Genomic DNA, 23,138 nt, shown 5'->3' with positions numbered 1-23,138 from the left:
AATTAAAGATGATACTCGACGAGGCCCAACCCTATAAAGATAAAGTGATCGAACTGCTGGCAGCTGAAAATCTGCCAGTAGCAGATCTGCCAAAAACACTCGACAACTTTATCGTAGCCATTCAAGATGGTTCAGTCGTAGGAGTTGGTGGCGTTGAAGTTTACGGGAAGTTCGGCTTGCTTCGGTCTTTAGCCACCCAATCAGACTATCGCGGAACAGGGATAGCAGCCAAAGTGCTGGCACGGCTGGATAAAGTGAGTAAACTTAAAGGCTTATCGGCTTTGTACCTCTTAACGGAAACCGCGCCTGATTACTTTGAACGGAAAGGCTTTGTTCGAATAACGAGGGTCGAAGTGCCCCAAGAAATACAGCAATCAACTGAATTTAGCCATGTTTGTCCGGTGTCGGCAATAGTGATGAAAAAAACATTATGAGCAAGAAAAATATATTAGTGCTTTGCACCGGTAACAGCTGCCGCAGTCAGTTAGCTGAAGGTTACCTTCGTTACTTTGCAGGCGATAAAGCCAACGTTTACAGTGCGGGTATCGAAACACATGGTGTCAATCCCAAAGCTGTGCAAGTAATGGCTGAGGATCATATCGATATTTCCGGGCATACCTCTAATCACGTGGATGAGTATCAGGCTATCTCATTCGATCAGGTGATCACCGTTTGTGATAATGCGAACGAAGCTTGTCCGTTCTTTCCCGGCAAGGTAGAACGTTTCCATGAGAATTTTCCTGATCCGGCCAAAGCAACCGGCACACCCGAACAAGTAATAAATGAGTTTCGCCGTGTGAGGGATATGATCAAAGTTTATGCTGCTGACTTTGTAAATGAACACGTTAACTAACTGTTTTTTTAACCAATTCTATCGTTAAATAGCAATAAACCAATTAATCTTAAAAACTAAATCATGAAACAATTTTCCTTTGTATTTTTAGCGGCTTTACTGGTAGTAAGTTCCGCTTTCGCCCCTGTGGGTGAACCTGTTTTTCCAGAACTGGCACAGTCATTCAAACTGCTCAAAAAGAGTAACGCTGTCACTTATGATCGTCAGGATGTACTTGGTGGCATACAACAGTTGGGAATAACGACCAGGGCCCGGAAACAGCCGGTGATCGTGGAATTTTTGGGCGATGACGGTTTTAGTGCGCCTGTAGCGATGGCGGTATTAAAAGCAGCACTGGCTTCTTACGGTATAAACGATGTTAAGATTGTCTTGGCAGGTTCGGCAACCTCTGCGAAAGTTGCACCCGCATTGGCAAAACTTGGCTTTAAAGTAAACGGCAATGAAATCAAATACAACGACCAGGGCGGTTCGGTAACATTAGAAACTACAGCATCTAATCCGCAAGTTATTCACGTACTGGCGCAGGAAAGTTCGGCATCGCTGCTGGCCAGCAAAGATAAGTTTGCGGTGAAATTACAATATGCGCCATTGGCTGCGGATGCAACTGATGAACAATACGAGGCACAGGCTAAATTGGTGACCGCAGAAATGCTTTTTGCCGCTTCTAAATTCAAAGAAAACTGGAAATAATTAATATTCAATTCACATTAAAACCCGATATACGCAATCAATTATGTCAGCAAACAATTGTGCCCCGGTGGCCGAACGTAAAAAACTAAGTTTCCTCGATAGCTATCTAACGCTTTGGATATTCCTGGCCATGGCCATTGGGGTAGCCGTAGGTTATTTCATTCCCTCGTCGTCCACTTTCATCAATTCGTTTTCCAGCGGAACGACCAATATTCCTTTGGCTATTGGTCTCATCCTGATGATGTATCCGCCACTGGCAAAAGTGAAATACGAGAACATGGGCGAAGTGTTTAAAGACACCAAAGTATTGAGCGCATCACTTATCCTCAACTGGATCATTGGGCCGGTTCTTATGTTTGTTCTGGCTATCACTTTGCTGCGCGACCATCCTGCCTATATGGTTGGGTTGATCCTGATCGGCCTTGCCCGCTGTATTGCGATGGTGGTGGTTTGGAATGAACTAGCCGAAGGTAACCGTGAATATGCTGCTGGCCTTATCGCTTTAAACAGTATCTTCCAGGTGCTATTGTATAGCGTTTATGCGTACTTGTTTATTACGGTATTACCGCCATTGTTCGGCCTGAAAGGTTTGGCTGTGAATATTACAATTGGGGAGATCGCCAAAAGCGTCGGTATCTACCTGGGCATCCCTTTCGCTGCGGGTGTCATCAGCCGTTATACGCTGATCAAACTAAAAGGTGAAGAATGGTTCCAAACCAAATATGTGCCTTTTATCTCACCGATCACCCTGATTGCTTTGCTGTTCACCATCGTTGTGATGTTCAGTTTGAAAGGTAACCTGATCGTGCAGATCCCTTTTGATGTGCTTCGTATAGCATTACCGCTCGTGATCTACTTTACGATTATGTTCGTGCTGAGCTTTTTTATTGGCAAGTCGTTCGGTGCGGATTACTCGCGTTCTACATCTATCGCCTTTACGGCAACCGGCAATAACTTTGAACTGGCTATTGCCGTAGCCATCGGCGTGTTCGGTATCAATTCAGGTGAAGCTTTTGCTGGCGTGATCGGCCCGCTCGTTGAAGTACCTGCCCTGATCGCTTTAGTGAACCTGGCCTTTTACTTCCGTAAGAAATATTATAACAAACCATTATCTGTAGCTAAATGAAAATAGCCCTTTTCTCTGATATACACGCCAACCTGCCTGCGCTGGAGGCGTTCTTTGCCGACGTAGAAAAACAACAACCTGATGCCATTTATTGCCTCGGTGATTTGGTAGGTTATAATATCTGGCCAAACGAAGTGATCGATGAAATACGTAAGCGTAATATTCCGTGCATAACCGGTAATTACGACTTTGGTATCGGCAGACATAGCGATGATTGTGGCTGCGCCTATAAAACAGACGAGGAGAAGGCTTTAGGTAAAGTATCAATCGCTTATACCAACGAAGTTATAAAAGATGAACAGCGCGCTTATTTGCGTACACTGCCAGCACATATCAGGTTAGAATACCAACTGAATGGCGACAAGCTTAATGTAATGTTCGTACATGGCAGTCCCCGTAAAGTGAACGAGTACTTGTTTGAAGACCGGGACGAAAAGAGCATGCTGCGCATTATGGAAACTGCGGATGCGGACGTGCTATGCTTTGGCCATACCCATCAGCCATACCACCGAATACTGACAGCGAATGACCAGTTTTATCACGCTATCAATATCGGTTCCGTAGGTAAGCCGAAAGATAAAGACCCGCGTGGCGGTTATGTGTTATTGCATATCAACGAGCATAGTTCTAAAACAACTAAGGATAGCATCCAGGTTGAGTTTATCCGCTTTGATTATGATATTGAAAAAGCAGCGAAAGCGGTTGAGGATAGCCCCCTACCTAACGAGTACGCAGACATGTTAAAGAACGGTTAAGATGAGGATTGCACTTTTTTCAGATATACACGCCAACCTACCGGCATTTGAAGCGTTTTTGACCGACCTGGGTAGCCGTAAAGTTGATGCGGTTTATTGCTTAGGCGATATGATTGGTTATAACATCTGGCCGAATGAAGTCATTGCGCAAATACGTAATCGTGGTATCGCTACTTTAGCAGGCAATCACGACCAAAAAATAAAAGGGCATGCCTATGAATTGGTGTCGTCTGATAACCGCGCTTACCTAAATACGTTACCGGCTCATATCAGGCTCGAATATTCAAACGTGAATATTGTACTGGCACACGGTAGCATTCGTAGCATTAATGAATACGTACTCGAAGACCTGGATGAAAGCTATGTGCTGGGGATGATGAGTGAAGCAAAAGCCGATGTGCTTTGCGTAGGCCATTCGCACTTACCATACCACCGGATCATTGGCGAAAAACATGTCGTTAATATCGGCTCGGTCGGCAAACCCAAAGATGGCAACCCCGACGGTTGTTACGTGCTATTAACTATAGAAGACAGTATCAAGGTTGAATTTATCAGATTTGCGTACGATATAGAAAGAGCCGCTAACGCTGTTGAAGCAAGCCCCTTACCGGACGAGTTGGCGGACAGGTTACGAAAAGCTTATTAGAGATCGACTTACATTTTCATGCCAGCCATGTTATCATTCCCGTTCTTGAAGGTCGCTTCGCTGTTCAATAAATAGGCTCCATTGGTAACGACAATGGCACCTGCATCTAAGCCGGATAGCACTTGCACATAGTTTTGATTGGCTTGGCCAGGTTTAATCATCCTTGGTGAAAAGCTGCCTTCTGCATTTTTTACCCATACCTTACTGCCTTTGCCGTCACTTAATACCGCAGATGTCGGAACAGCTAACGAACGTGCACCATTACCACCAAGTGAAATATAAGCCAGCATACCCGGCCGGATCAGCCCCTGTGGATTAGGAATGCTGACGCGGATCAGATCAACTTTGGACGCATCCGATAATTCAGGGTTAATGAACGCTACCTTGCCATTGATTACTTGTCCATTCAGATCAGGAAAGGAGACGCTTACCCGATCATTTAATTTATAGCTCCCGGCCTCACCGGCGTATAACTGGGCTTCCACCCATAAGCTGTTCAATGCCTGAGTTTTCAATACCATCATCCCCTCAGTCACATAATCTCCCTCGTGCACCGCTATTTCGCTTACAGTTCCACTGACTTGACTTAATACGGTGGTTGTAGCAGCTACTTTGTTTGAAGCGGCCAGCTTATTGATCTGTGCGGCGGTTAAACCCCATAATTTGAGTTTATTTTCAGCGGCGCTGATCAGTTGTAGGTAGTCTACATCAGGATTATGTAAAAGCTTTTGCTGCTGTTTAGCCAACAGGTATTCCTTTTCCGCTTCCTGCAAATCCTCGCTATATAAAGCATACACGGGTTGCCCGACGTCGACTTTTTCTCCAACGGTTCTTACGAATAGCTGCTGTACCCGGCCCGCTATTCTTGCACTCAATTCGGCAGCTGTGTTTTCATTAGTGGTTACTGTGCCAGTGAGCGTTTTTTCATTACCTGTATTTTGTTCGCGCACGGTATCGGTTCGGATTCCGGCCAATTCAATCTGCGTTGCTGTCAGGGTGAGTTTATCTGATGCGGTGTTACCTGAGCCGGTAAGTTCCACTTTGATCAGTTTCATGCCGCAAACCGGGCAATTACCAGGATGATCCTCATGTATCTGGGGGTGCATGGAACAGGTATAATAAGCTTTGGTTTGCTGCTGAACTACTTGCTGCGGTTTTTGCTTGCACGCAGTCGCTACTAAAATTAAGAGCAGCAATAAAATTTTCAATTTAGTCATGACTTTCCGTTTTAATAAAGCTTTCGCTGTCGGTTAAATATTGGGCGTTTGCTGCCAAGGTATCAGTAGCAGTTAAACCTTTTGTCACTTGTATTTGATTGTTAGTTATCGCACCGGTGCTTACCTGAATTGCCTGATATGCTGCTCCTTGTTTCAGCCATACGATCTGTGTCCGGCCCAGATCAATAACAGCAGAACGCGGTATCCACAAGCCGTTAGTCCGCCCGGTTTGGATTTCGGCTTTAAGTAGGCTGTTTACTTTTAGATTGTGATCCATGTTGTCGAGGTAAACCCTGATGCTTGTCGTCTTATCTCCATTCTGTAGAACAGGTTCAATGAAGTTCACCTTGCAGCTGATCTTTTTGCCCGGCAGATCGGGTAACGTGATCTTAACCGGCTGGTTCAATTTTAAAGCCGCCATATCCGAAGGGTCAATTTTGATGATCGCCCATAACTGATGCGGGTTAACCACATTGAACAAGGTTTGCCCCTTTTGGACATACATGCCCTCCTTGATGGCTAAAGGCAGGTTATTAGCAAACTCCGTTACTGGGCGCGTATCTGCCGTGCTGCCCATCTGGCCATGCGGCATATCATGTACATGGCCTTCATAAGGACTGTAAACCGGCAGGCTGTAATACGGCTTACCGCTTTTTATGACCTGCTTCACCTGTTCATAGGTCATGCCCTGTAACAATAGCTTTTGTTTGGCTGCATTCAGCAAGGCTGTTTCCGCAGGTGAATTTTTGCTGAGGTAGAGCAGGTCTTGTTGAGCCGTTACCATTTCCGGGCTGTAAATGTCGAAAATGCGCTGACCTTGGTGGATTTCCTGAAAGGCATATTTGATGTAAAGCTTTTCAATGCGCCCTGAAAAGCGAGAGGCGATATTATTGAACGTCCGCGTATCAAAATCAAGGTAACCGTCCGCCGAAATTGTGGTTGGTACTTCTTTTTGCTCGGGTGTAATCGTCTTAACCGAAGAAACGACCGTAGAATTGACCGGTTGAAGCACGGTATTTAAACTAATGCCGGCACCTTCACTGGCCTGTCCAGATTTTTTAACCAGCGTCATGCCGCAGATCGGGCAACTACCGGGATGATCTTCGAGTACCTGCGGGTGCATCGGGCAGGTGTATTTGACTTCGCTTTTTGCCTGGTTCGCGACAGCAGTCGTTTTTGGATTCGTGCAGGCGCTCATGACGGCCACAAAAGCGATCAGGAGGATTTTAATTGCTTTCATATTCCCTTTCATAAGCTACCTGTAACGTTAACAATTCCTGTAATCGGTCTAAAGCCTCCATGCGTACGGTTTGCAGGCTTTTGATACCATCTAAAACCGACGGGAGATCGCCTGTATTTTGGTCATAGGCCAGCAGTGCCGTTTTATAGCTATTTTGCAAAGCGGGTATGATGTTCTGTTCATAGTTTTTCAACTGCCTTTTTTTGCTGCCCATATCCGTTCTTAATGCCGCGAGTTGACCTTGTGCCTGGTTGAGGATATCCAGTTTTTTCTGTTGCAGTTCCTCCACCTCATAGCGGATACCTTTAAGGTTCGCTTTGTATTCCTTAGCTGCCCAGGGCACAATTGGAATGGTTACGGTACCCATTAAAATATATTGATTCGCAAACCCGCCGTAACTTTGCATATGTCCCGCCTGAATGCCAAAATCGGGTTTGCGTTTGGCATACTCCATTTTTGCATTTAATTGTTGCAGGTCAATATTGCGGTTGATCCCTTTAATATCGCTCCGGCCGGCAGCAAGGCGGGCGGTGTCCGTTATGATGGTTTCGTAATCTTTTAAAATGATAGTAGTGTCCACCGAAAAAGCGGCTTGTTTATCCCGGTTCATCAAGGTATTGAGCATGATATTCTTCTGGCTGATATCGTTGGTCAACTGCTCACGGACGTTGTCCAGTTGAAAAAGCTCTGCCTTGGCCTTATAGATGTTCGGCAGCTTCTCCTTGCTATAGGTTAGCCGGATATTGGCATCTTTGAGCATATAATCCAGTAATTCTTTGGTGTGCTGTAACAGGGCCAGTTTCTTTTCCAAAACCACGCGTTCATAATAGTATTGTTTGGCCTGGGAAATGAGTTGATTTTTGAGAAAGCCCTTATCGGCTGCCGTTACCTGGGACTGGCCTTTCATATAATCTTCTTTGGCTTTTAGCTTGGCCGGGTTGGTAAACATTTGCTCTGCCTGTACCATAAATGAGCCGCCGCTGGGGTTCAGCTGGTAAGGCACCTGGTACTGGCCTGCGCTGATCTTAGGGGCATCCAAACTCCTTGCCCCCGTAGCATAAGCATTCTGTGCGCTGCCTTTGGCATCATAAGCCTGCAAGGCCGGGTTGGTGCTTACACGGGCGGTCACGCTGTCTAAAGGGAAGCGCTGTGCTTGTGCAAAGCCGGCCAGACCTAACAACGCCGTTAATATAATATAATACTTTTTCATTATTCCTTTACCTCCAATACTTCCAGTTTGCCATATTTCTTCAACTCATATTCCTTTACCATCAAAAAGATAAGCGGTGTGACGAGCAAGATATGTGTGGAAGAAGTTAATACCCCGCCGATCATCGGCAATACGATGGGTAACATGACATCGCTGCCTGTCCCGGTTGCCCACAGCACCGGTACTAAACCAAATAACGCCACGCAAACGGTCATCAATTTTGGCCGCAGGCGTTTTACTGCGCCGTTCATCACATATTCCCTTAAATCAGATTTAGTGATCGTTTCTTTACTGTTGCCCTTCAGGGCGACCATTTGTTGCATGGCATCGTTCAGGTATATGACCATCACGATGCCCGTTTCTACAGCGATGCCAAACAAGGCGATAAAGCCAACCGCAACTGCGACAGATAAATGCACGCCGAAGAAGTAAACCATATAAGCCCCGCCAATGAGGGCAAAAGGAATGGAGATCAGGCTAAAAAATGCTTCCCGGATAGAATGGAAAGCAAAGTACAGGCAGGCAAAAATGATAAGGAGGACAATCGGCAGTATCAGCTTCAAGGTATGCTCTGCCCGGATCAAATTCTCATACTGGCCGCTCCATTCGATATAATAGCCCTTTGGTAAAGTTTTAACCATCGCATTCAACCTGTCCTGGGCTTCTTTGACGGTACTGCCCAGGTCACGGTCACGTACGTTAAACAATACGGTGCCCCGTAATAAAGCATTTTCCGATTGGATCATGGCCGGGCCATTGCTGATCCTGATATCCGCCACGGATGATAGTGGTATGGGGCCATAGCCGGACGTTTGTACGAGCGTGCGTTTGATAGCATCCAGGTTGTTGCGGTAATCCTGCGCAAAGCGGACATTGACGCTAAATCGCTGCCTGCCTTCAATTGTCCTGGTCAGGTTCATGCCGCCTATGGCGCTTTCCACGACTTCATTGACATCATCCGCGCTTAAACCGTAACGACCGATTGCTTCTTTATTGACCTGGATATCCAGGTATTTGCCGCCGGTTATCGGGTCAACATAGAGGTCTTTGACGCCGTTCAAGCCGTTCAAAGCCTGCTTCATCTGATTTGCAAGTGTGTTGATGGTGTCCAGGTTCTGGCCGTAAACTTTTAGCCCCACATCCGTGCGGATACCCGTAGACAACATATTGATACGGTTGATGATAGGCTGTGTCCAGCCGTTCACCACACCGGGAATTTGCAGTTTGGCATTCAGCTCATTAATAATATCTTCCTTCTTAATCCCTTTTCGCCATGCTTCCCTTGGTTTCAACAGGATAATGGTTTCTGTCATGCTGATCGGTGAATTATCGGTAGCGGTATTCGCCCGCCCGGCTTTGCCCAAAACGTTAGCAACTTCAGGTACGCTTTTAATGATCTTGTCCTGTACCTGTAAAACCTGTTTGGCCTGGGCATTGGAGACGTCCGGCTGGGTAACCGGCATAAAGAGGATCGTTCCCTCATCCAGTGGCGGCATAAACTCGCTGCCTAAAGAAAGCAATAAGGGTATGCTAATTACTAAAGCAATGATATTGATACCTATGGTTGTTTTACGCCAGGTCACGCACCAATCCAGTACCGGGCGATAAACCCTTTCCAGGCCACGGTTCAGCGGGTTATGGTCGTCCGTCCTTAACTTCCCTTTCAGAAAGAAAGAGATGAGAACAGGCGCTAATGTCACTGCAAGTATGGCGTCAATGGCCAGTATAAATGTTTTTGTCCAGGCTAAAGGGCCGAACAATTTGCCTTCCTGTCCCTCCAGTAAAAAAACCGGCAGGAAGGACGCGACGATGATGAGCGTAGAGAAAAACACGCCACGGCCAACCTGCTTGCAGGAGGCTTCAATGATCTTTATTCTTTCTGCTGTGGTCATGATTTTTCTTGTTGTTGGGCGATGGATAAATTCCGGTGCGAGTTTTCGACCATGACGATGCCATTATCCACGATAACCCCGATAGCTAAAGCGATACCTGTTAAGGACATAATATTAGAACTGATACCAAAGAAGTTTAACAAAATGAAGCTGGCAGCAATGGTAATGGGTATCTGAATAATGATACTTAAAGCGCTTCGCCAGCTAAATAGGAACAGGATGACAATAATGGATACGGTGACCATTTCTTCTATCAGCGTATGTTTCACTGAATTAACCGCGCTTTCAATGAGTTCGCTGCGGTCATAAGCGATCTTGAACGTTACACCCGCAGGCAAGCCTTTTTGAATATCGGCCATCTTATCCTTAACGGCATGGATAACTTTGTCGGCATTTTCACCATAGCGCATCACGACGATACCACCTACGGCTTCTCCGTCGCCATTCCGGTCAAAGATACCCAGACGTTCATCGCCGCCCATTTGAACGGTGGCCACATCTTTGATCTTAACTGGTATAGCATTGATCACACCGATAGGCATGTTCTCGACATCCGCTAAGCTTTTAATATAGCCCAGGCCGCGAACGATATAGCCGGTGCCGTTCATTTCAAACTTACGCCCGCCCACATCATTGTTATTGCTTTTAACCGCTTTAAGCACCTGCGCTAAGGATATGTTGTAATAATTCAGCTTGTGCGGATCGATGCTGACCTGGTATTGCTTTTCAAAGCCGCCAAAAGAGGCCACTTCGCTTACACCGGATACGGTTTGCAGGCCTAATTTCACATACCAGTCCTGTAGGGCGCGCTGTTCGCCCAGATCCATGCCTTTGGCGTCGAGCGTGTACCAAAGCACATGGCCGACGCCTGTGCCATCCGGCCCCAATGTGGGTGTAATGCCTTCCGGCAATAAACGCTGTGCGTAGTTTAGTCTTTCCAATACCCGGCTACGCGCCCAGTACACATCGGCTTTATCCTCAAAAACGATGTACACAAAGCTCATCCCGAACATAGAGGTCGCACGAATGGCTTTTACTTTTGGGATACCTTGCAGGTTACTAACCAACGGATAGGTTACCTGGTCTTCCATGATCTGCGGGCTGCGCCCTTGCCATTCGGTAAAAACGATCACCTGGTTGTCCGACAGGTCGGGTATGGCGTCAATCGGATTTTGTTTGACCGCATAAGCCCCCCACGCAAACAGGGCAATGGCGATCAGCAGTACGATATACCTGTTTTTTAAGGACAGGCTGATCAATTGGTTTATCATCTTAATTGCTTTAATCAACCCTCCGCCAAACAGCGGAGGGTTGAATGAATTACATTTTCATTTTTTCTGCCGGTTTCTTTTTATCGGTCTTTTTAACCAGGGTCATACCACATTTCGGGCATTTGCCGGGTTTATCACTCAGCACTTCCGGGTGCATGGTGCAGGTGTACTGCACTTTTGGGGCAGGCTTTACCTTTTTAGTTTTAGTCGTGTCTGAAACAGCATTGGTGCCATTGGAAGCAAAAACGGTCGTGGCAGAAAACAGGATGGCAACAGCCATCAGCATTACTTTTTTCATGTGTTAAAAAATTGAAAATGAATAAATAGCACAGGCAAAGCCAATGCGTTAATTATGAATTAAGATGGATTCTAATTGAATTATAGCCGGTACAGGATTGTATGGCTATGAAAAGTACAGGTCAAATCCTGTAGGCGCAGTTGAGGGTATAGATGGGTATATCAGGGTCTCCCGGAGGAGCGTTCGCCTGGTAACCGGTACGAATGGCTGATTCCGAAAGGATGTTAACTGCAATCCCGTAAGCAGGCTCCGGCAATATAGCCGGTGTGATTGGGTTTAGCACCGTGGCGTTCACCGACACATGGCTATCCTTTATTTTAAAACTTTTGCTTTCATGTTTGCAGCAGTTATCCTTATCTGAATGATCGGCTGAAGCAAGGGTCAATGTTATGCCAGCAAGTTTACCGCAGCAATAAAAACGACTTATTCCGATACCCACAAGGGATAAAAGATAAATCGCCGTTAAAAATATGAGTGCGGTACGTTTCACAAATCGAAATTACAATTTTTTATTTAATTAAAGGCAGGTAACAAGAGCCGCCCGGCTAAGGGGCGGCTCTTGGTTTAGTTACACTTTACATTTAGTCTTGCATTCCCCGGAATCCTTACAGGTTTTACTGCAATAATCCTTGCAGTTTGGCCCGCAGCCTTTTGCGCATTTAGAACAGGTGAATTTGCTGTTGCAGCAAGGAGTATTGGCATAAGTAATCGATATAACAGATAATAGCATCACCATCGTGATGAAAAGAAACTTTTTCATGATTTGAATATTTAAGATTAATAATTAAACGATTTGTCAATCTAAGATTAACAGGGTTCGGATTTAACTATTAAACTTTCGGCGGGTTCCAGTCGTTGTCCTGGTAATCCGATAATTCACCTAAAGCAAAAAACCGGGTAGTCTGATCGTGCAAATCAATGATTGCTGGTGAAAGGGAAACAGATTGAATAATCCTAAACCCGCAGGCACTGCAAGATAGCATTGCATTACAGGTACCTTTGGAACAACTGTTATCTGAAGCCTGCTTTTGATGCTTACCGCAAGCCTTGTACGCACTTTTTTTGTAGCAGGACGCATGTACCTGAGTATGCAAAGTATTTGCCATCCGCGACATTGGGGATACCAACAAGATACATACGGTGAGGAAAACAGCGATCGCTTTCATTATGTGTTAAACTTTTATTTTTTAAAGATAGTGCAATAAATTTCACGTTATTACTGCGACAAGGTAAGGAAGTACGCTTTTATTATTTTATACTATTCGGACAAAAATTTATATCGTATTGTACTAAGTCTTTACTTTTAACAAGCTGGCATTAATAGCCACAACAACCGTGCTGACCGTCATTAATACGGCTCCCACTGCCGGGCTCAAAACAATCCCCTGATTATACAGCACGCCTGCCGCCAGCGGCAATGCGACCACATTATAACCCGTAGCCCAGGCCAGGTTTTGAATCATTTTACGATAAGTCGCTTTTCCGAATAATATCAGGCTAACAATATCCTTTGGATTACTGTTAACCAAAACAATACCTGCAGTTTCCGCTGCAATGTCACTGCCGGAGCCTACGGCTATCCCAATATCTGCCTGCGCCAGCGCGGGGGCGTCATTTACGCCATCGCCCGTCATGGCAACAAACTCACCTTTTTGCTGCAATTCTTTGATTTTATCCAGCTTCTGATGTGGCAGAACTTCAGCAAAAAAACCATCCATTTTTAACTGGTTGCTCACGCTTTCCGCCACCATTTGGTTATCTCCTGTTAACAGCAATGATTTAATGCCATTGTTATGCAGCGTCTGTATGGCGTCAGCTGATTCCGGGCGAATGGTATCCGATAATGCGATATAACCATATAATATCTCATTGATGATGACAAAGACAACTGTTTCGTTACCGTTAGCGACAAAGTCTTCAGGTTCGGAAAATTCGTGTTCTTTTAAATAGCCGGGGCTGACGACTTTGAGTTGCTTGCCTTCTACCAACGCCTCAATACCCTGACCGGTGATCGCCTTAAAATCTTTTACTTCGGGAATGCTTAATGAACGTTTTTTTATTTCGGCGAGGATTCCGGTGGCAATCGGGTGTTCTGAATTTTGTTCCAGCGCTGCTACGGTTCGCAACAGTTCGTTTTCATTTTGCTTTTTGTCATTACTTTGATGATCTATAACAACCACCCGGGCTACCTCGAATTTTCCAACGGTCAGCGTACCTGTTTTATCAAAAACAATGGTGCTGATCTTGCGGGAGTTTTCAAATGCTGTACGGTTTTTGATCAACAACCCGTGCTGGGCAGAAAGCGAAGTAGACTTGGCTACCACAAGCGGCACGGCGAGACCCAGAGCATGTGGACAACAGATCACGATCACTGTTACCATTCTTTCCATAGCAAAAGCCAGATCTTTGCCATCCGCAAGCCAAAAAGCAAAGGTACTAAGCCCCGCAATAAGGGCGATGACGGTTAGCCATTTGGCGGCCTTATCAGCCAGCAGTTGGGTGTTTGATTTGGCGTCCTGTGCATTTTTGACCAGGGTTATTACTTTGGACAGATATGAATCTGCGCCGCTATGCGTGACTTTAACCTTTAAAGAGCCGTTGCCATTGACCGACCCGGCAATCACGTCCTGTCCTTTAGTTTTCTGTACGGGTGTAGCCTCACCGGTAAGCATGGATTCATTCAGATAGCTTTCGCCATCCTCGATAATCCCGTCGGCGGGAATTTTTTCACCTGGCTTGATCAGGATCAGGTCTCCTGTCTTTAAGGTTTCTGTTTTAATCTCGGTCGTGTCTTTGCCTTTAATTAAGTGCGCCTCTGCCGGCATGAGTTGCACTAAAAGCTCCAATTCCCTGGAAGCTCCCGCTACCGACCGCATCTCGATCCAGTGCCCGAGCAGCATGATCAGGATCAGCGTGGTAAGTTCCCAAAAGAAGTCCATTCCTTTCAATCCGAAAACCGTTGCCGCGCTGTAAATGTAGGCTACTGTTATGGCAAAGCCGATCAGGGTCATCATGCCGGGGTTTTTAGCCTTTAATTCATTAAACCACCCACTCAAAAATGGCCAGCCGCCGTAAAGGAAAACGATGCTTGACAAGCCAAAAAGCAGGTAGCCTGAGCCGCCGAACCGAAAATCCAAATGCAGCCATTGCTGAATTTGCATAGACAGTAACATCACCGGAACCGTCAATACCAGTACCACATAAAAACGCTTTCTAAAATCAGCGATCATCATCGCATGATGATCATGACCAGCCATTCCCATATTTGGACCATGACCTTTAAGCATTTTACCATGATCCATTGATCCAGCTTCAGCGTTATAATTTGCCTGTGTACGGGCAGGTTGTTGGTGCCCTGTCATGGCGTGATGATCGTGTTGATTTTCCATTCCTCTAATGTTTTAATAAGTTAACGTCAAACCCCCGCCGAGACCCATATCACTGTCATAGTGCGTGGATAATGAAAAGTATTTAGTTAGAATATACCGAAATCCTGCTGAATACTCTTTATCCGTGTTGATCATTAATGACATACGCAGCCGTTGCGCAACCGGAATGTCTTCACGTCCTAACTGGAAACGCAGTTTGCCGTTCCCGTCAATCCGCATGTCCGCCACAAATAACATGGGCAAGGTATAGGCAACACCCGCGACTACCGTGTGGCGGTTTTCCTTGTTGCTCACCTGACCGAACAGGTTCTTATAATCGCTGCCAAAAATATTTTTTTCATCTGGGTTAAACTTCTTGTAGTGATAATCAAAACCAACATATGGAAAAAGCCATTGGTTCCGTCCGATATAACGGCCCACCGTCGTTTCACTTTCGTAACCCATCATGGCATCCGTGCCAAGATGCCACATGGTCATCGCTTTCCAGCGTGTACTGCCCAGCATTACCTGTCCGTCTGTTCCGTTGCTTTCCAATCCGACTTTTCCCATTAGGTGTGGCATCTGGTCGTCCCAAAAGAGCTTGCGCTGCGCCAGCTTCGGATCAGGCACATCAGGATTCGGCGGGGAGTTCTCATAGCTGAATACGCGTCCCATGCCGCTCATCATGTGGTAAAGGATATGGCAGTGGAAGAACCAGTCACCACCAGGCTCATTGGCCGCAAATTCTATCGTGTCCCTCTCCATCGGCATAATGTCAAGGACATTCTTCATAGGAGCATTCTCGCCCTGCCCGTTGAGCACCCTGAAGTCATGTCCGTGCAGGTGCATCGGGTGCCGCATCATGCTATTATTGTAGAGGATGATCCGCAGGTTCTCGCCTTTTTTGATCAGGATCTTATCAGACTCGGATACCGTCTTATTATCCAGTGTCCAGACATAACGGTTCATATTTCCTGTCAGGTCAAACTTTAGCTCCCGCCACGGCCCCGCAGGCAAGCTGGTCTTTCCAGGGTCGCGAAGCATGTTATAATTCAATGTTACGATGTCCGGGTTTTCAGCGGCCATATTCATGCCTGACATGCTTTGGTCATTTGCCATTTGCATTCCAGCCATGGTAGCTTTTGTTTTTTTAGCGGCTGGTTTTTCCTCGCCGGTAATCTCCGGGTACATGACGGTGTTCATATCCATGATCTGGTTTTGCATGGTCATGCCATCCATCTGTACCATATTACCATTCATGTCCATCATATCATTCATCATTTTCATACCGGCAAAGTATTTCAGCTTTGGCATTTTACCGGCATAAACTTTATCGCCTTTGCCCAGCCAAAGTGACGCGGACTTCGTACGGTCTTCGGGGGTGACCAGGAATTCATAGCTTTTATTTTCCGGTATGGTCACCACCACATCGTAGGTTTCGGAAACTGCAACGATCAGCCGGTCGACTTCAACAGGCGCTACGTCATTGCCATCCGTTGCAACCACGGTCATTTTACCACCTGCATACTTCAACCAAAAATAAGAGGAAGCACCACCGTTGGCGATGCGCAATCTCACTTTATCACCGGCTTTGAATTGTGGTTGTTCATTTTGATTTTTTCCATTGATGAGAAAATTATCATAGTATACATCGCTCACATCCATGGCGGTCATACGCTTCCATTCATTGGCAACCTTCGTTTTGAAGTTGCCTGATCTTATCGCTTCGAGGTAGCTTTGCGTTGTTCCCTTTTTGATGGCGAACCAATCCGTAGCGGCATGAAGGCTCCGCTGAACCTCCTTGGGATTCATATTCGTCCAGTCACTTAATACCAGCGGAATGGTCGGAATGTCCCATTCCTGGCGTTTATTCATGATAAATGCACCGTACATGCCGATCTGTTCCTGTAAACCGGTATGACTGTGATACCAATGGGTGCCATGTTGTTTGATGGGAAACTTATATAAATGCGTTTCACCCGGCTTGATCGGCATCTGGGTCATGTTAGGCACTCCGTCGTAACGGTTGGGTAGAAACAGTCCGTGCCAGTGCAGCGAGGTTTCTTCTTTCAGTTTGTTGTGAACATAGATTTCCGCAGTATCGCCTTCCGTAAATGTCAATGTCGGCATGGGAATACTGCCGTTTACGGCAATGGCACGCTTTGGTTTTCCACCATAGGTAACGGTAGTGTCGGCTATAAAAAGGTCATACCGAACCGTACGGGGCGGATATTTAGCGCTAATGGTTTTGATAGACCCTAAATGGTCTTTTGCAGCTTGAATATCGGCCGGTCCGCTGCTCATTTTCATACCATCCATCTTCATACCCTCCATTTTTCCACCTGTTTTCGCACTGTCCGTTGCGGGCATGTTCAGTCCAGACATATTCATAGCTTTTGGTTGCTCTTTGACCAGTTTCATCCCGCACTTGGGGCAGTTGCCTGGTTGGGCCGAATGAATATCAGGATGCATCGGGCATGTATAACTGACAGCACTTGCCGCAGGCGCTTTTTCCATCGGCTTGTTATCCGCCTTCAGGTTTTTTCCCTTTAGTGTCATGTTTTTAGCGGCTGTCTTTGGGGCAACTGCCTTTGGTTTTTCTTTAACCAGCTTCATGCCGCATTTGGGGCAATTACCAGGTTTTGCGTCATGGATTTCCGGATGCATAGGGCAGGTATAAGTGACCTGCTGCTGTTTCTGCATTCCCGGCATACCCTGCATATCGGTTTGAGCCTTCGCTATCTGCCCGAATAAAAGTATCAGCACCATAAGTGTTATATTTTTCATCTTTTAACTTTTACGGCAGTGTGCTGCTGGTCTCTTTAGCCCAATTCAGCAACGTTGCCTTATCTTCTTTTGTAAGTATTGCATCACGGTGTATCATTGTATAGGAACCCAAGGGCATAGCGCCTTCCTCCAGGCTTTCGCCGATTGCCCTTATGCGGCTTCGCTGCCGCCTGGCAGCGTAATCACCGAATTCGTCAAAATTCAGTTCATCTTTGCCGCGCCTGATATGACCATCCAGTATATATCGGACTGGCTGCAGTTGCGCGTACCAGGGATAGTTGGTATGATCGCTATGACAATCATAACATGACCGTTTCAATATGACCTGAGCGTTTGATGGAACCTGGATAACCTCTGCCATCGTTTTACCGGCAGGAGCTTTTCCTTGGTTATGGTCGCGCGGGAAAAATTGCATAGCAGCAAGCAGCAGCGCCCCTGATCCGATGATCTTAACCGTCCTGTTCATGGTCATTTATTTTAATTCTTCCTTCACATTTCCGCAGGTTGACATGCCTGAACCCATATAGGGGTTTTTGATCTCTTTACTTTCACTTAGCCAGATCGCCCCTTTTTTATCATTATACATGGGGCAATGATCGACGAATAATGACCGTCCCGCACCGAAAAGCTTGACCAGATCATACATATCTTTGCTCAGCATATCAAAGTGTTCACGCTGATGCGGCAGTTTTCCCGCGCTTTCGCCAATGTGCTCGGCCATTTCATGCGCGTCGTCGGCAATGTCCTCGAAAGATTTTTTCTGGGTGGCTGAAAGTGCGGACTTATCAAACTTTCCAAAACCATCAGCGAGGGCTTTACCAGCCGTTGCAGCGTCCTTACTGTTGTCTTGCGCCAGCGCATTTTTCAATTCCAAATAACTGCCAACGAGGCCATTTACCGCTGTAGCAGGCTTTGAAGAAGTAGCGGATTGTCCTGGCGTATTTGCCGTTTTGGTTGAATCAGTAGCCGTGGAGGTTGATGTGGATTTATTGTTATTGCAAGCTGTGAATGAAACTGCGGTGATGGCTAAGCTAACTATGATTAAATTTTTCATGATGTCTAAATTTTGTAATGAGCAATGACCGGCAAATGATCAACATTTGCCGGTTAAGCTTTATGGATAAACTTATTTATTAAGGGTTTCGGTAACCTTGCCACAGGTGAGCATTTGGTTTCCGTAGTATGGGTTCTTGATCGCAGCTTCAGCAGAAAGCCAATAGCTTTTCTTCATCGGGCAATAAGCATAATAAACCGGCTTATCCGATAATTTTACTGCTTTTGCCAGTTTGAAGAAGTTCAACGAGAAATTGGCAAAGTGTTCCCGCTGATGGGCGATATCCTTGCTCTCCGAAATATGCCGCGCATCAAAGGCAAGCTTTTCCTGTAAAAGCATAAAAGTGTCCATCTCCGGCTTGTCCAGCGTCTTCATATCGACCCCATTGATCGCTTTCAGGAACTCGGTAGCATGAGTGGCTGCGTCCGGGCTGTTTGAGGTGACAAGCGCGTCTTTGACGCCGTAATAAGAGGACAATAAAGAAGAAAGGGATGATGTTTTCGCATCCTGGGCAAAAAGTTGTTGTGTAAACGCAGTTGCAATGAAGGCAACCAGTAAAAATGTCTTTTTCATGATCTGAGAATTAAAATAAAGTATAAAATTCGGGCATGGCTACGCCATGTAACGGTTTAAACTTAATCGTAATCAGATCAACAGGCTGCGATGAATGATATAAATATTTCTTGTCGGGGGACGCTGTCGCTCGTCAATAACGATACGGGGTATAATAATAACGCCAGGATCAGGCACCAACGAAAATATGAGGTTGTCGCTGGTATATAACAGTGGCGCTTTTAAGACCAGGTGGTCGGTCGACGGGACAAGCTTGGCCAATGAAATAAAGTTATTTACCGCGCTTTGGCAGCAAGGTTCATCAGTGCCTATCGTAGTTTGTCCGGGAAGCAGTTGACGATGCGTGTGTTTAACGGCAGCATGATGGTGTTCATGACTTTCGACAGCTTCGTGATGGTTATCGTGGGACATATGTAAAGCGCAGCTAAACCCGGCAACGGTATTCAGCATAAATATAAAGAGTAACAAAAGCGCTTTACTTTTCATCCTATACAAAACTAAAAAACCATTAGCAATAACATTTATATAATTCCGTCAATATTTTATAGGCTACGAACATTACACTGCTTCCTTTGCAATCTTCTGCATAATGGAATGATCGTCGCCAAATTTGCACAGCGCGTCACAATGCTGCCGAAGGTCAGAAAAGCAAATGTATTTCATTTCCATATTCCCTTGCCGGATCGATGGCCTGGTAAGCTGCATAACAACATCTTTTTCGCGTTGGTCAGGCACCACGAGATATAATACTTCCTCCTTGCTATTCAGGCTGCAACTCAGATCGGTCAGCCGCAGTATCCCGGAATAGATACTTGTGCTTTTCTCCACTTCAAACGCGGCGATGACTTTAGGGGTGCCTTTTTGGAACCAAAGAACGTCGATCAACTTAACGGTGTTCAGTACCTCTTTGTCCAAAACTAACGGGGGGAAGTTGGCCAGCGAAATAAAGGTGAACTTATTTCCGTTCCACTCTTTAGAGCGGTCGTTAGAGGCGGCGATCACATCGTAGCCGAGTGCATGCCCGATCTTTAGCAGATGGAACTGCATTTCATTGTGAAGATGTTCATCGGCAGTTTCCGCACGCTTTTCTTTATGACGTTTTTCAATGAGTTTTTCCAACCGGTTACGCTCGGTCTCTGAAAGGTATTCATCTTTTCCTAAAAGCAGTTTTTGGGTGCCGATCTCAAATAGCAATCCAGAGAACGCACCGGTGTCAAGCGATAATTCATTGCAATGTTGGCGGTTCATGTCCATAATGACCTCCCTGATCTTCAGGTATTCGCCCCAACTGCCTAATTTTTTTTTGTCCTTAAAAAGGTAATTGAACCCATTGATGATCGCGGTATTGAACGGCGGTATCCAGGTGGGGTGCAGGAAATACAGGATACTCGCTACCGCAGGCCCCAGGCCTTTGATCTTAAGCGCATCCAATTTTTCAATCTCTTTAACCACCTGCTCTTCATTTTTTGCATGGATGCAATTTTCCAGGAATTGCCCGAAAGCGATCTTATTCGACTGATTTTCGTAGATATCAGGAATTCTCAATTTGGGCTTCCAGTAAAAGGGATGCGAAGCGCCCTCGAAAACCTGCTTTTGTTCCGTAATGCAGGACAGCACAAATTCCAGGGAACTGCCTTTAAAATCGTTCCCGAAACGCTTGCTTTTGATGTCTTCGATCACTTGCAATACACCCCGCCGGATCGAGCGGAAGGCTTTTAAGCGTTCTTCATTATTGATAAACCAGGTATTGTAAACTGATTCCTGATCATTTTTATACTGATGAATTATAGATAATAAGTGATCGCTCATGTATTAAAAAAAACTAATATACTATAAAAGCGAGAAGATGTTATCTACAGCATTTTTTTACGAAAAGCACTTTAAAAAGCCAGACCAATGTTTTCTTCACTCGACTCATATTCCTATTGATAATTTCCTTTGCGGATATTTATTTTTCCATTCTACTTAGAATCTGCTTCATTTCAGCAATCTCCTTTTCCTGTGCATCAATAATGTCACGGGATAGTTTTTTCACTTCCGGATCTTTGATGTTGGCATGTTTACTGGTCATAATGGCAATGGAATGGTGCGGGATCATCCCTTTCATGTATTGTACGTCACCAATACCGGCCTGTGTACGAACGCCTGTCAGTGCTAACCCAAAAACAGCGACGCTGGAAATAACAATGATCGCATTGAGCTTTTTATTCTGGTACATCATCCGCATCATGGCAAGCATGATGAGAGCCATCGCGCTGATCATGATGAGCGTCATATAAAACCGCGTCATATTAAGATAAATATGGTCAATTTGGTCATCGTCCAGGTACATGATGGCGTACATGACGATGTAGGATGCCAACAGCATCAAGACGAATTTTTTATAATTTCCTTTTTCCATTTTTTGGTAAATTTTGATTAAAGAATTAAATAGCCATTGCCCCGAAACGGGGCAATGGCTGAATTTGTTGATTAAGCGGCAGTTGCCATCTCCTCACAAGCTTCGGCGCATTTGCGGCAAGCTTCCGCACAAGCCTGACAATGCTCCATATCGTGCTTGGCGCATTCATCTCCGCACGCTTTACAAACATCTGCACAGACCCTGCACAAGTGTGCACTGAACCCGCTTCCCAAACTCATGACCTCTGCTGCAGCCCGGCATATTGCCGCGCATTCTAAATCCAATTGGATACAACGGGACATCATCTTAATATCCTCTTCCTGAAGGCATGAAGTTGCACAATGGCTGCAAGCCACTGCACAGGCAACACACTCATCGATACAATCCTGAAATTTTTGATGTGACATAATCATTTGTTTTATAGTTATAAACTTAGTGAATTACATTATTTATTGCCCCTGGCCAATAGCCAGTCCTGGAACTGATCTATTTCCTTCATTTGTGCATCGATAATATTGGTAGCCATCGTTTTCATACGCTGTTCCTGCCCATGCAGAAGTTCGAGACGAGCGTTTTCAATTGCACTTTGATGGTGGCCGATCATTAGAATAGCAAAGTCGTGGTCGATGTCCCCGTTTATGATCTGCAAATCCGCCTGTTTTCCTGCTTTTTTCATGTTATCCATCTGCATGGTATCAAAATCAGGATCGTTGGTATGAGGTGGATGTGAGGCGAGAAAGGCGGTAAGCTGCGTTATTTCTGCTTGTTGGCTGGTCATAATAGATTGGGCCATTTGTTTCATTGTTGCATCGCTGCCACTTTTCAGTTCGAGATTGGCCATATCAATTGCGCCCTGATGGTGCATGCGCATCATCATAGCAAAATCGTTGTCGGGATCTTTCGTCATCTTCATGGTATCCATTTTCGACATCATTTGATGCATAATGCTCATCATCTGATCCTGATCGTGATTCTGAATTTTGATTTCATTGTTGTCTTTCGTACAGGCAGCAAAAAAGCCTGCGATAACCAGTAGCCAGGTCAATTTTATTACGTTTTTCATGGTTTCAGTTTTTAGTTATCCCCTTATTTATTTATGTGATTGCATCCAATGTTCCATTTTACTGATATCACTGGTTTGTTCAGGAATGGATTTTTGAGCCATCGATCGGAGCTTGCCATTTTTTGCATTTGCTAAGATGCTTTTCGCCATTATCAACCCGTCTTTGTGGTGCTTGGTCATCATATCTGCAAATTCATGATCTATGGAAGACATGGACATGTTCCCAGTTTTCATCATCGCCATCATATTGTCACTCATAGCCTTACCCGCACCTGAATTTTTATTGGCCGGATCATAATTTTTATTTCCGCTTTGTAGGGTAGGGATTAATTGATCAAGCTCTGTAACCTCCTTAGTTTGCGCGTCCACTATTTTTTGTGCCAAACTTTTCATTACGGCATCTTTACCCTGCTGCACTTCCACCTTGGCCATGTCAATTGCGCCCATGTGGTGAATTCTGAGCATAGTTGCAAAATCAAGGTCGATATTACCCTTCATCTGCTGAGCATGCATCTCCTTCATCATTTTATTCATTGCTTCCATAAGCGGGTCGCCTTGCATTTGAGCTAACATTGATACATCCGTCGTTGGATAGTAGTGGCTGCTCATTAATCGGCCGTTCATTGCCATTTCGGCGTTCATTCCTGTTGCGCCTAGCGCAAAAAGTGGAATCATTACAATTGATGTTTTCATA

Annotated in this window: 25 protein-coding genes; 6 read left to right on the top strand and 19 right to left on the bottom strand. The window is 45.4% G+C overall.

The features are described from left to right. Window positions 1-8 precede the first annotated feature (8 nt). The 6 genes from arsN2 (at window position 9) to HDC91_RS05285 (ending at window position 4,070) form a co-directional block, all read left to right on the top strand. Window positions 9-434 (top strand): arsenic resistance N-acetyltransferase ArsN2, encoded by a 426-nt coding sequence (arsN2, locus tag HDC91_RS05310; protein ID WP_157526375.1) that lies wholly within the window; start codon window positions 9-11, stop codon window positions 432-434. Next, on the top strand, window positions 431-853 hold the full coding sequence (locus HDC91_RS05305; protein ID WP_157526377.1) for an arsenate reductase ArsC: 423 nt from the start codon (window positions 431-433) through the stop codon (window positions 851-853). Before arsN2 ends, HDC91_RS05305 begins: the two co-directional genes overlap by 4 nt. A 63-nt stretch (window positions 854-916) precedes the next feature. Then, window positions 917-1,543, top strand: a complete 627-nt coding sequence (locus HDC91_RS05300) for a hypothetical protein (RefSeq protein ID WP_157526379.1) — start codon at window positions 917-919, stop codon at window positions 1,541-1,543. 43 nt (window positions 1,544-1,586) lie between these two features. Beyond that, window positions 1,587-2,669, top strand: coding sequence for an ACR3 family arsenite efflux transporter (gene arsB, locus HDC91_RS05295; RefSeq protein ID WP_157526381.1), 1,083 nt, complete (start codon window positions 1,587-1,589; stop codon window positions 2,667-2,669). After that, window positions 2,666-3,424, top strand: coding sequence for a metallophosphoesterase (locus tag HDC91_RS05290; protein WP_157526383.1), 759 nt, complete (start codon window positions 2,666-2,668; stop codon window positions 3,422-3,424). The genes arsB and HDC91_RS05290 overlap by 4 nt, the downstream gene beginning before the upstream one ends. Before the next feature lies 1 nt (window position 3,425). Beyond that, complete coding sequence (locus HDC91_RS05285; RefSeq protein WP_157526385.1) at window positions 3,426-4,070, top strand: metallophosphoesterase; 645 nt, start codon at window positions 3,426-3,428, stop codon at window positions 4,068-4,070. A gap of 8 nt (window positions 4,071-4,078) precedes the next feature. On the opposite strand, the gene HDC91_RS05280 is transcribed toward HDC91_RS05285, so the two are convergent. The 19 genes from HDC91_RS05280 to HDC91_RS05190 all read right to left on the bottom strand — a co-directional run bounded on the left by HDC91_RS05280 (window position 4,079) and on the right by HDC91_RS05190 (window position 23,137). Next, window positions 4,079-5,287: an efflux RND transporter periplasmic adaptor subunit gene (locus HDC91_RS05280; RefSeq protein ID WP_157526387.1), complete on the bottom strand. Its 1,209-nt coding sequence runs from the start codon at window positions 5,285-5,287 to the stop codon at window positions 4,079-4,081. Then, window positions 5,280-6,527 (bottom strand): HlyD family efflux transporter periplasmic adaptor subunit, encoded by a 1,248-nt coding sequence (locus HDC91_RS05275; RefSeq protein ID WP_183549011.1) that lies wholly within the window; start codon window positions 6,525-6,527, stop codon window positions 5,280-5,282. The genes HDC91_RS05280 and HDC91_RS05275 overlap by 8 nt, the downstream gene beginning before the upstream one ends. Beyond that, window positions 6,514-7,737 carry a TolC family protein gene (locus HDC91_RS05270; RefSeq protein WP_157526391.1) on the bottom strand — a complete coding sequence of 408 codons (1,224 nt, stop codon included), beginning with the start codon at window positions 7,735-7,737 and terminating at the stop codon, window positions 6,514-6,516. The genes HDC91_RS05275 and HDC91_RS05270 overlap by 14 nt, the downstream gene beginning before the upstream one ends. Next, a complete protein-coding gene (locus HDC91_RS05265; protein WP_157526393.1) occupies window positions 7,737-9,629 on the bottom strand; it encodes an efflux RND transporter permease subunit in 1,893 nt (630 codons plus the stop codon). Before HDC91_RS05265 ends, HDC91_RS05270 begins: the two co-directional genes overlap by 1 nt. Beyond that, the gene (locus HDC91_RS05260) at window positions 9,626-10,900 is read right to left on the bottom strand and encodes an efflux RND transporter permease subunit (protein ID WP_157526395.1); all 1,275 of its coding nucleotides are present in this window, start codon (window positions 10,898-10,900) and stop codon (window positions 9,626-9,628) included. Before HDC91_RS05260 ends, HDC91_RS05265 begins: the two co-directional genes overlap by 4 nt. A gap of 49 nt (window positions 10,901-10,949) precedes the next feature. After that, entirely contained in the window at window positions 10,950-11,198 is a 249-nt protein-coding gene (locus tag HDC91_RS05255; protein ID WP_157526397.1) for a heavy metal-binding domain-containing protein, read from the bottom strand. A gap of 121 nt (window positions 11,199-11,319) precedes the next feature. Beyond that, window positions 11,320-11,583, bottom strand: a complete 264-nt coding sequence (locus HDC91_RS05250; protein WP_166584880.1) for a hypothetical protein — start codon at window positions 11,581-11,583, stop codon at window positions 11,320-11,322. Window positions 11,584-12,028: 445 nt separating this feature from the next. Further along, window positions 12,029-12,364, bottom strand: a complete 336-nt coding sequence (locus HDC91_RS05245) for a hypothetical protein (RefSeq protein ID WP_157526401.1) — start codon at window positions 12,362-12,364, stop codon at window positions 12,029-12,031. A 123-nt stretch (window positions 12,365-12,487) separates the two neighbouring features. Then, complete coding sequence (locus HDC91_RS05240; RefSeq protein ID WP_243749165.1) at window positions 12,488-14,587, bottom strand: heavy metal translocating P-type ATPase; 2,100 nt, start codon at window positions 14,585-14,587, stop codon at window positions 12,488-12,490. 12 nt (window positions 14,588-14,599) lie between these two features. Further along, window positions 14,600-17,353: a multicopper oxidase domain-containing protein gene (locus tag HDC91_RS05235; RefSeq protein WP_166584879.1), complete on the bottom strand. Its 2,754-nt coding sequence runs from the start codon at window positions 17,351-17,353 to the stop codon at window positions 14,600-14,602. Between the two features lie 10 nt (window positions 17,354-17,363). Then, window positions 17,364-17,819, bottom strand: a complete 456-nt coding sequence (locus tag HDC91_RS05230) for a heme-binding domain-containing protein (protein WP_166584878.1) — start codon at window positions 17,817-17,819, stop codon at window positions 17,364-17,366. Between the two features lie 6 nt (window positions 17,820-17,825). Next, window positions 17,826-18,407: a DUF3347 domain-containing protein gene (locus HDC91_RS05225; RefSeq protein WP_157526407.1), complete on the bottom strand. Its 582-nt coding sequence runs from the start codon at window positions 18,405-18,407 to the stop codon at window positions 17,826-17,828. Between the two features lie 72 nt (window positions 18,408-18,479). Further along, the gene (locus HDC91_RS05220) at window positions 18,480-18,980 is read right to left on the bottom strand and encodes a DUF3347 domain-containing protein (protein WP_157526409.1); all 501 of its coding nucleotides are present in this window, start codon (window positions 18,978-18,980) and stop codon (window positions 18,480-18,482) included. 72 nt (window positions 18,981-19,052) lie between these two features. Further along, a complete protein-coding gene (locus HDC91_RS05215; RefSeq protein WP_183549009.1) occupies window positions 19,053-19,430 on the bottom strand; it encodes a hypothetical protein in 378 nt (125 codons plus the stop codon). A 108-nt stretch (window positions 19,431-19,538) separates the two neighbouring features. After that, entirely contained in the window at window positions 19,539-20,789 is a 1,251-nt protein-coding gene (locus HDC91_RS05210) for a hypothetical protein (RefSeq protein ID WP_157526412.1), read from the bottom strand. Window positions 20,790-20,928: 139 nt separating this feature from the next. After that, window positions 20,929-21,381, bottom strand: coding sequence for a DUF305 domain-containing protein (locus tag HDC91_RS05205; protein ID WP_157526414.1), 453 nt, complete (start codon window positions 21,379-21,381; stop codon window positions 20,929-20,931). Window positions 21,382-21,452: 71 nt separating this feature from the next. Further along, complete coding sequence (locus HDC91_RS19960; protein ID WP_243749164.1) at window positions 21,453-21,620, bottom strand: four-helix bundle copper-binding protein; 168 nt, start codon at window positions 21,618-21,620, stop codon at window positions 21,453-21,455. A 206-nt stretch (window positions 21,621-21,826) separates the two neighbouring features. Beyond that, window positions 21,827-22,444 (bottom strand): DUF305 domain-containing protein, encoded by a 618-nt coding sequence (locus tag HDC91_RS05195; protein ID WP_157526418.1) that lies wholly within the window; start codon window positions 22,442-22,444, stop codon window positions 21,827-21,829. 27 nt (window positions 22,445-22,471) lie between these two features. Further along, entirely contained in the window at window positions 22,472-23,137 is a 666-nt protein-coding gene (locus HDC91_RS05190) for a DUF305 domain-containing protein (protein WP_157526420.1), read from the bottom strand. Window position 23,138: the final 1 nt, after the last annotated feature.

This window comes from Mucilaginibacter sp. AK015 (assembly GCF_014200785.1).
GTDB lineage: Bacteria > Bacteroidota > Bacteroidia > Sphingobacteriales > Sphingobacteriaceae > Mucilaginibacter.
The sequence above is the reverse complement of the archived record's forward strand: the minus strand, read 5'-3'. Positions and strand labels throughout refer to the sequence as shown.

Excerpts from the sequence above, each read along its gene's own strand:
- arsN2 (WP_157526375.1), top strand. The coding sequence starts at position 9 with ATGATACTCGACGAGGCCCAACCCTATAAAGATAAAGTGATCGAACTG.
- HDC91_RS05305 (WP_157526377.1), top strand. The coding sequence starts at position 431 with ATGAGCAAGAAAAATATATTAGTGCTTTGCACCGGTAACAGCTGCCGC.
- HDC91_RS05300 (WP_157526379.1), top strand. The coding sequence starts at position 917 with ATGAAACAATTTTCCTTTGTATTTTTAGCGGCTTTACTGGTAGTAAGT.
- arsB (WP_157526381.1), top strand. The coding sequence starts at position 1,587 with ATGTCAGCAAACAATTGTGCCCCGGTGGCCGAACGTAAAAAACTAAGT.
- HDC91_RS05290 (WP_157526383.1), top strand. The coding sequence starts at position 2,666 with ATGAAAATAGCCCTTTTCTCTGATATACACGCCAACCTGCCTGCGCTG.
- HDC91_RS05285 (WP_157526385.1), top strand. The coding sequence starts at position 3,426 with ATGAGGATTGCACTTTTTTCAGATATACACGCCAACCTACCGGCATTT.
- HDC91_RS05280 (WP_157526387.1), bottom strand. The coding sequence starts at position 5,287 with ATGACTAAATTGAAAATTTTATTGCTGCTCTTAATTTTAGTAGCGACT.
- HDC91_RS05275 (WP_183549011.1), bottom strand. The coding sequence starts at position 6,527 with ATGAAAGCAATTAAAATCCTCCTGATCGCTTTTGTGGCCGTCATGAGC.
- HDC91_RS05270 (WP_157526391.1), bottom strand. The coding sequence starts at position 7,737 with ATGAAAAAGTATTATATTATATTAACGGCGTTGTTAGGTCTGGCCGGC.
- HDC91_RS05265 (WP_157526393.1), bottom strand. The coding sequence starts at position 9,629 with ATGACCACAGCAGAAAGAATAAAGATCATTGAAGCCTCCTGCAAGCAG.
- HDC91_RS05260 (WP_157526395.1), bottom strand. The coding sequence starts at position 10,900 with ATGATAAACCAATTGATCAGCCTGTCCTTAAAAAACAGGTATATCGTA.
- HDC91_RS05255 (WP_157526397.1), bottom strand. The coding sequence starts at position 11,198 with ATGAAAAAAGTAATGCTGATGGCTGTTGCCATCCTGTTTTCTGCCACG.
- HDC91_RS05245 (WP_157526401.1), bottom strand. The coding sequence starts at position 12,364 with ATGAAAGCGATCGCTGTTTTCCTCACCGTATGTATCTTGTTGGTATCC.
- HDC91_RS05240 (WP_243749165.1), bottom strand. The coding sequence starts at position 14,587 with ATGGAAAATCAACACGATCATCACGCCATGACAGGGCACCAACAACCT.
- HDC91_RS05235 (WP_166584879.1), bottom strand. The coding sequence starts at position 17,353 with ATGAAAAATATAACACTTATGGTGCTGATACTTTTATTCGGGCAGATA.
- HDC91_RS05230 (WP_166584878.1), bottom strand. The coding sequence starts at position 17,819 with ATGAACAGGACGGTTAAGATCATCGGATCAGGGGCGCTGCTGCTTGCT.
- HDC91_RS05225 (WP_157526407.1), bottom strand. The coding sequence starts at position 18,407 with ATGAAAAATTTAATCATAGTTAGCTTAGCCATCACCGCAGTTTCATTC.
- HDC91_RS05220 (WP_157526409.1), bottom strand. The coding sequence starts at position 18,980 with ATGAAAAAGACATTTTTACTGGTTGCCTTCATTGCAACTGCGTTTACA.
- HDC91_RS05215 (WP_183549009.1), bottom strand. The coding sequence starts at position 19,430 with ATGCTGAATACCGTTGCCGGGTTTAGCTGCGCTTTACATATGTCCCAC.
- HDC91_RS05210 (WP_157526412.1), bottom strand. The coding sequence starts at position 20,789 with ATGAGCGATCACTTATTATCTATAATTCATCAGTATAAAAATGATCAG.
- HDC91_RS05205 (WP_157526414.1), bottom strand. The coding sequence starts at position 21,381 with ATGGAAAAAGGAAATTATAAAAAATTCGTCTTGATGCTGTTGGCATCC.
- HDC91_RS19960 (WP_243749164.1), bottom strand. The coding sequence starts at position 21,620 with ATGAGTTTGGGAAGCGGGTTCAGTGCACACTTGTGCAGGGTCTGTGCA.
- HDC91_RS05195 (WP_157526418.1), bottom strand. The coding sequence starts at position 22,444 with ATGAAAAACGTAATAAAATTGACCTGGCTACTGGTTATCGCAGGCTTT.
- HDC91_RS05190 (WP_157526420.1), bottom strand. The coding sequence starts at position 23,137 with ATGAAAACATCAATTGTAATGATTCCACTTTTTGCGCTAGGCGCAACA.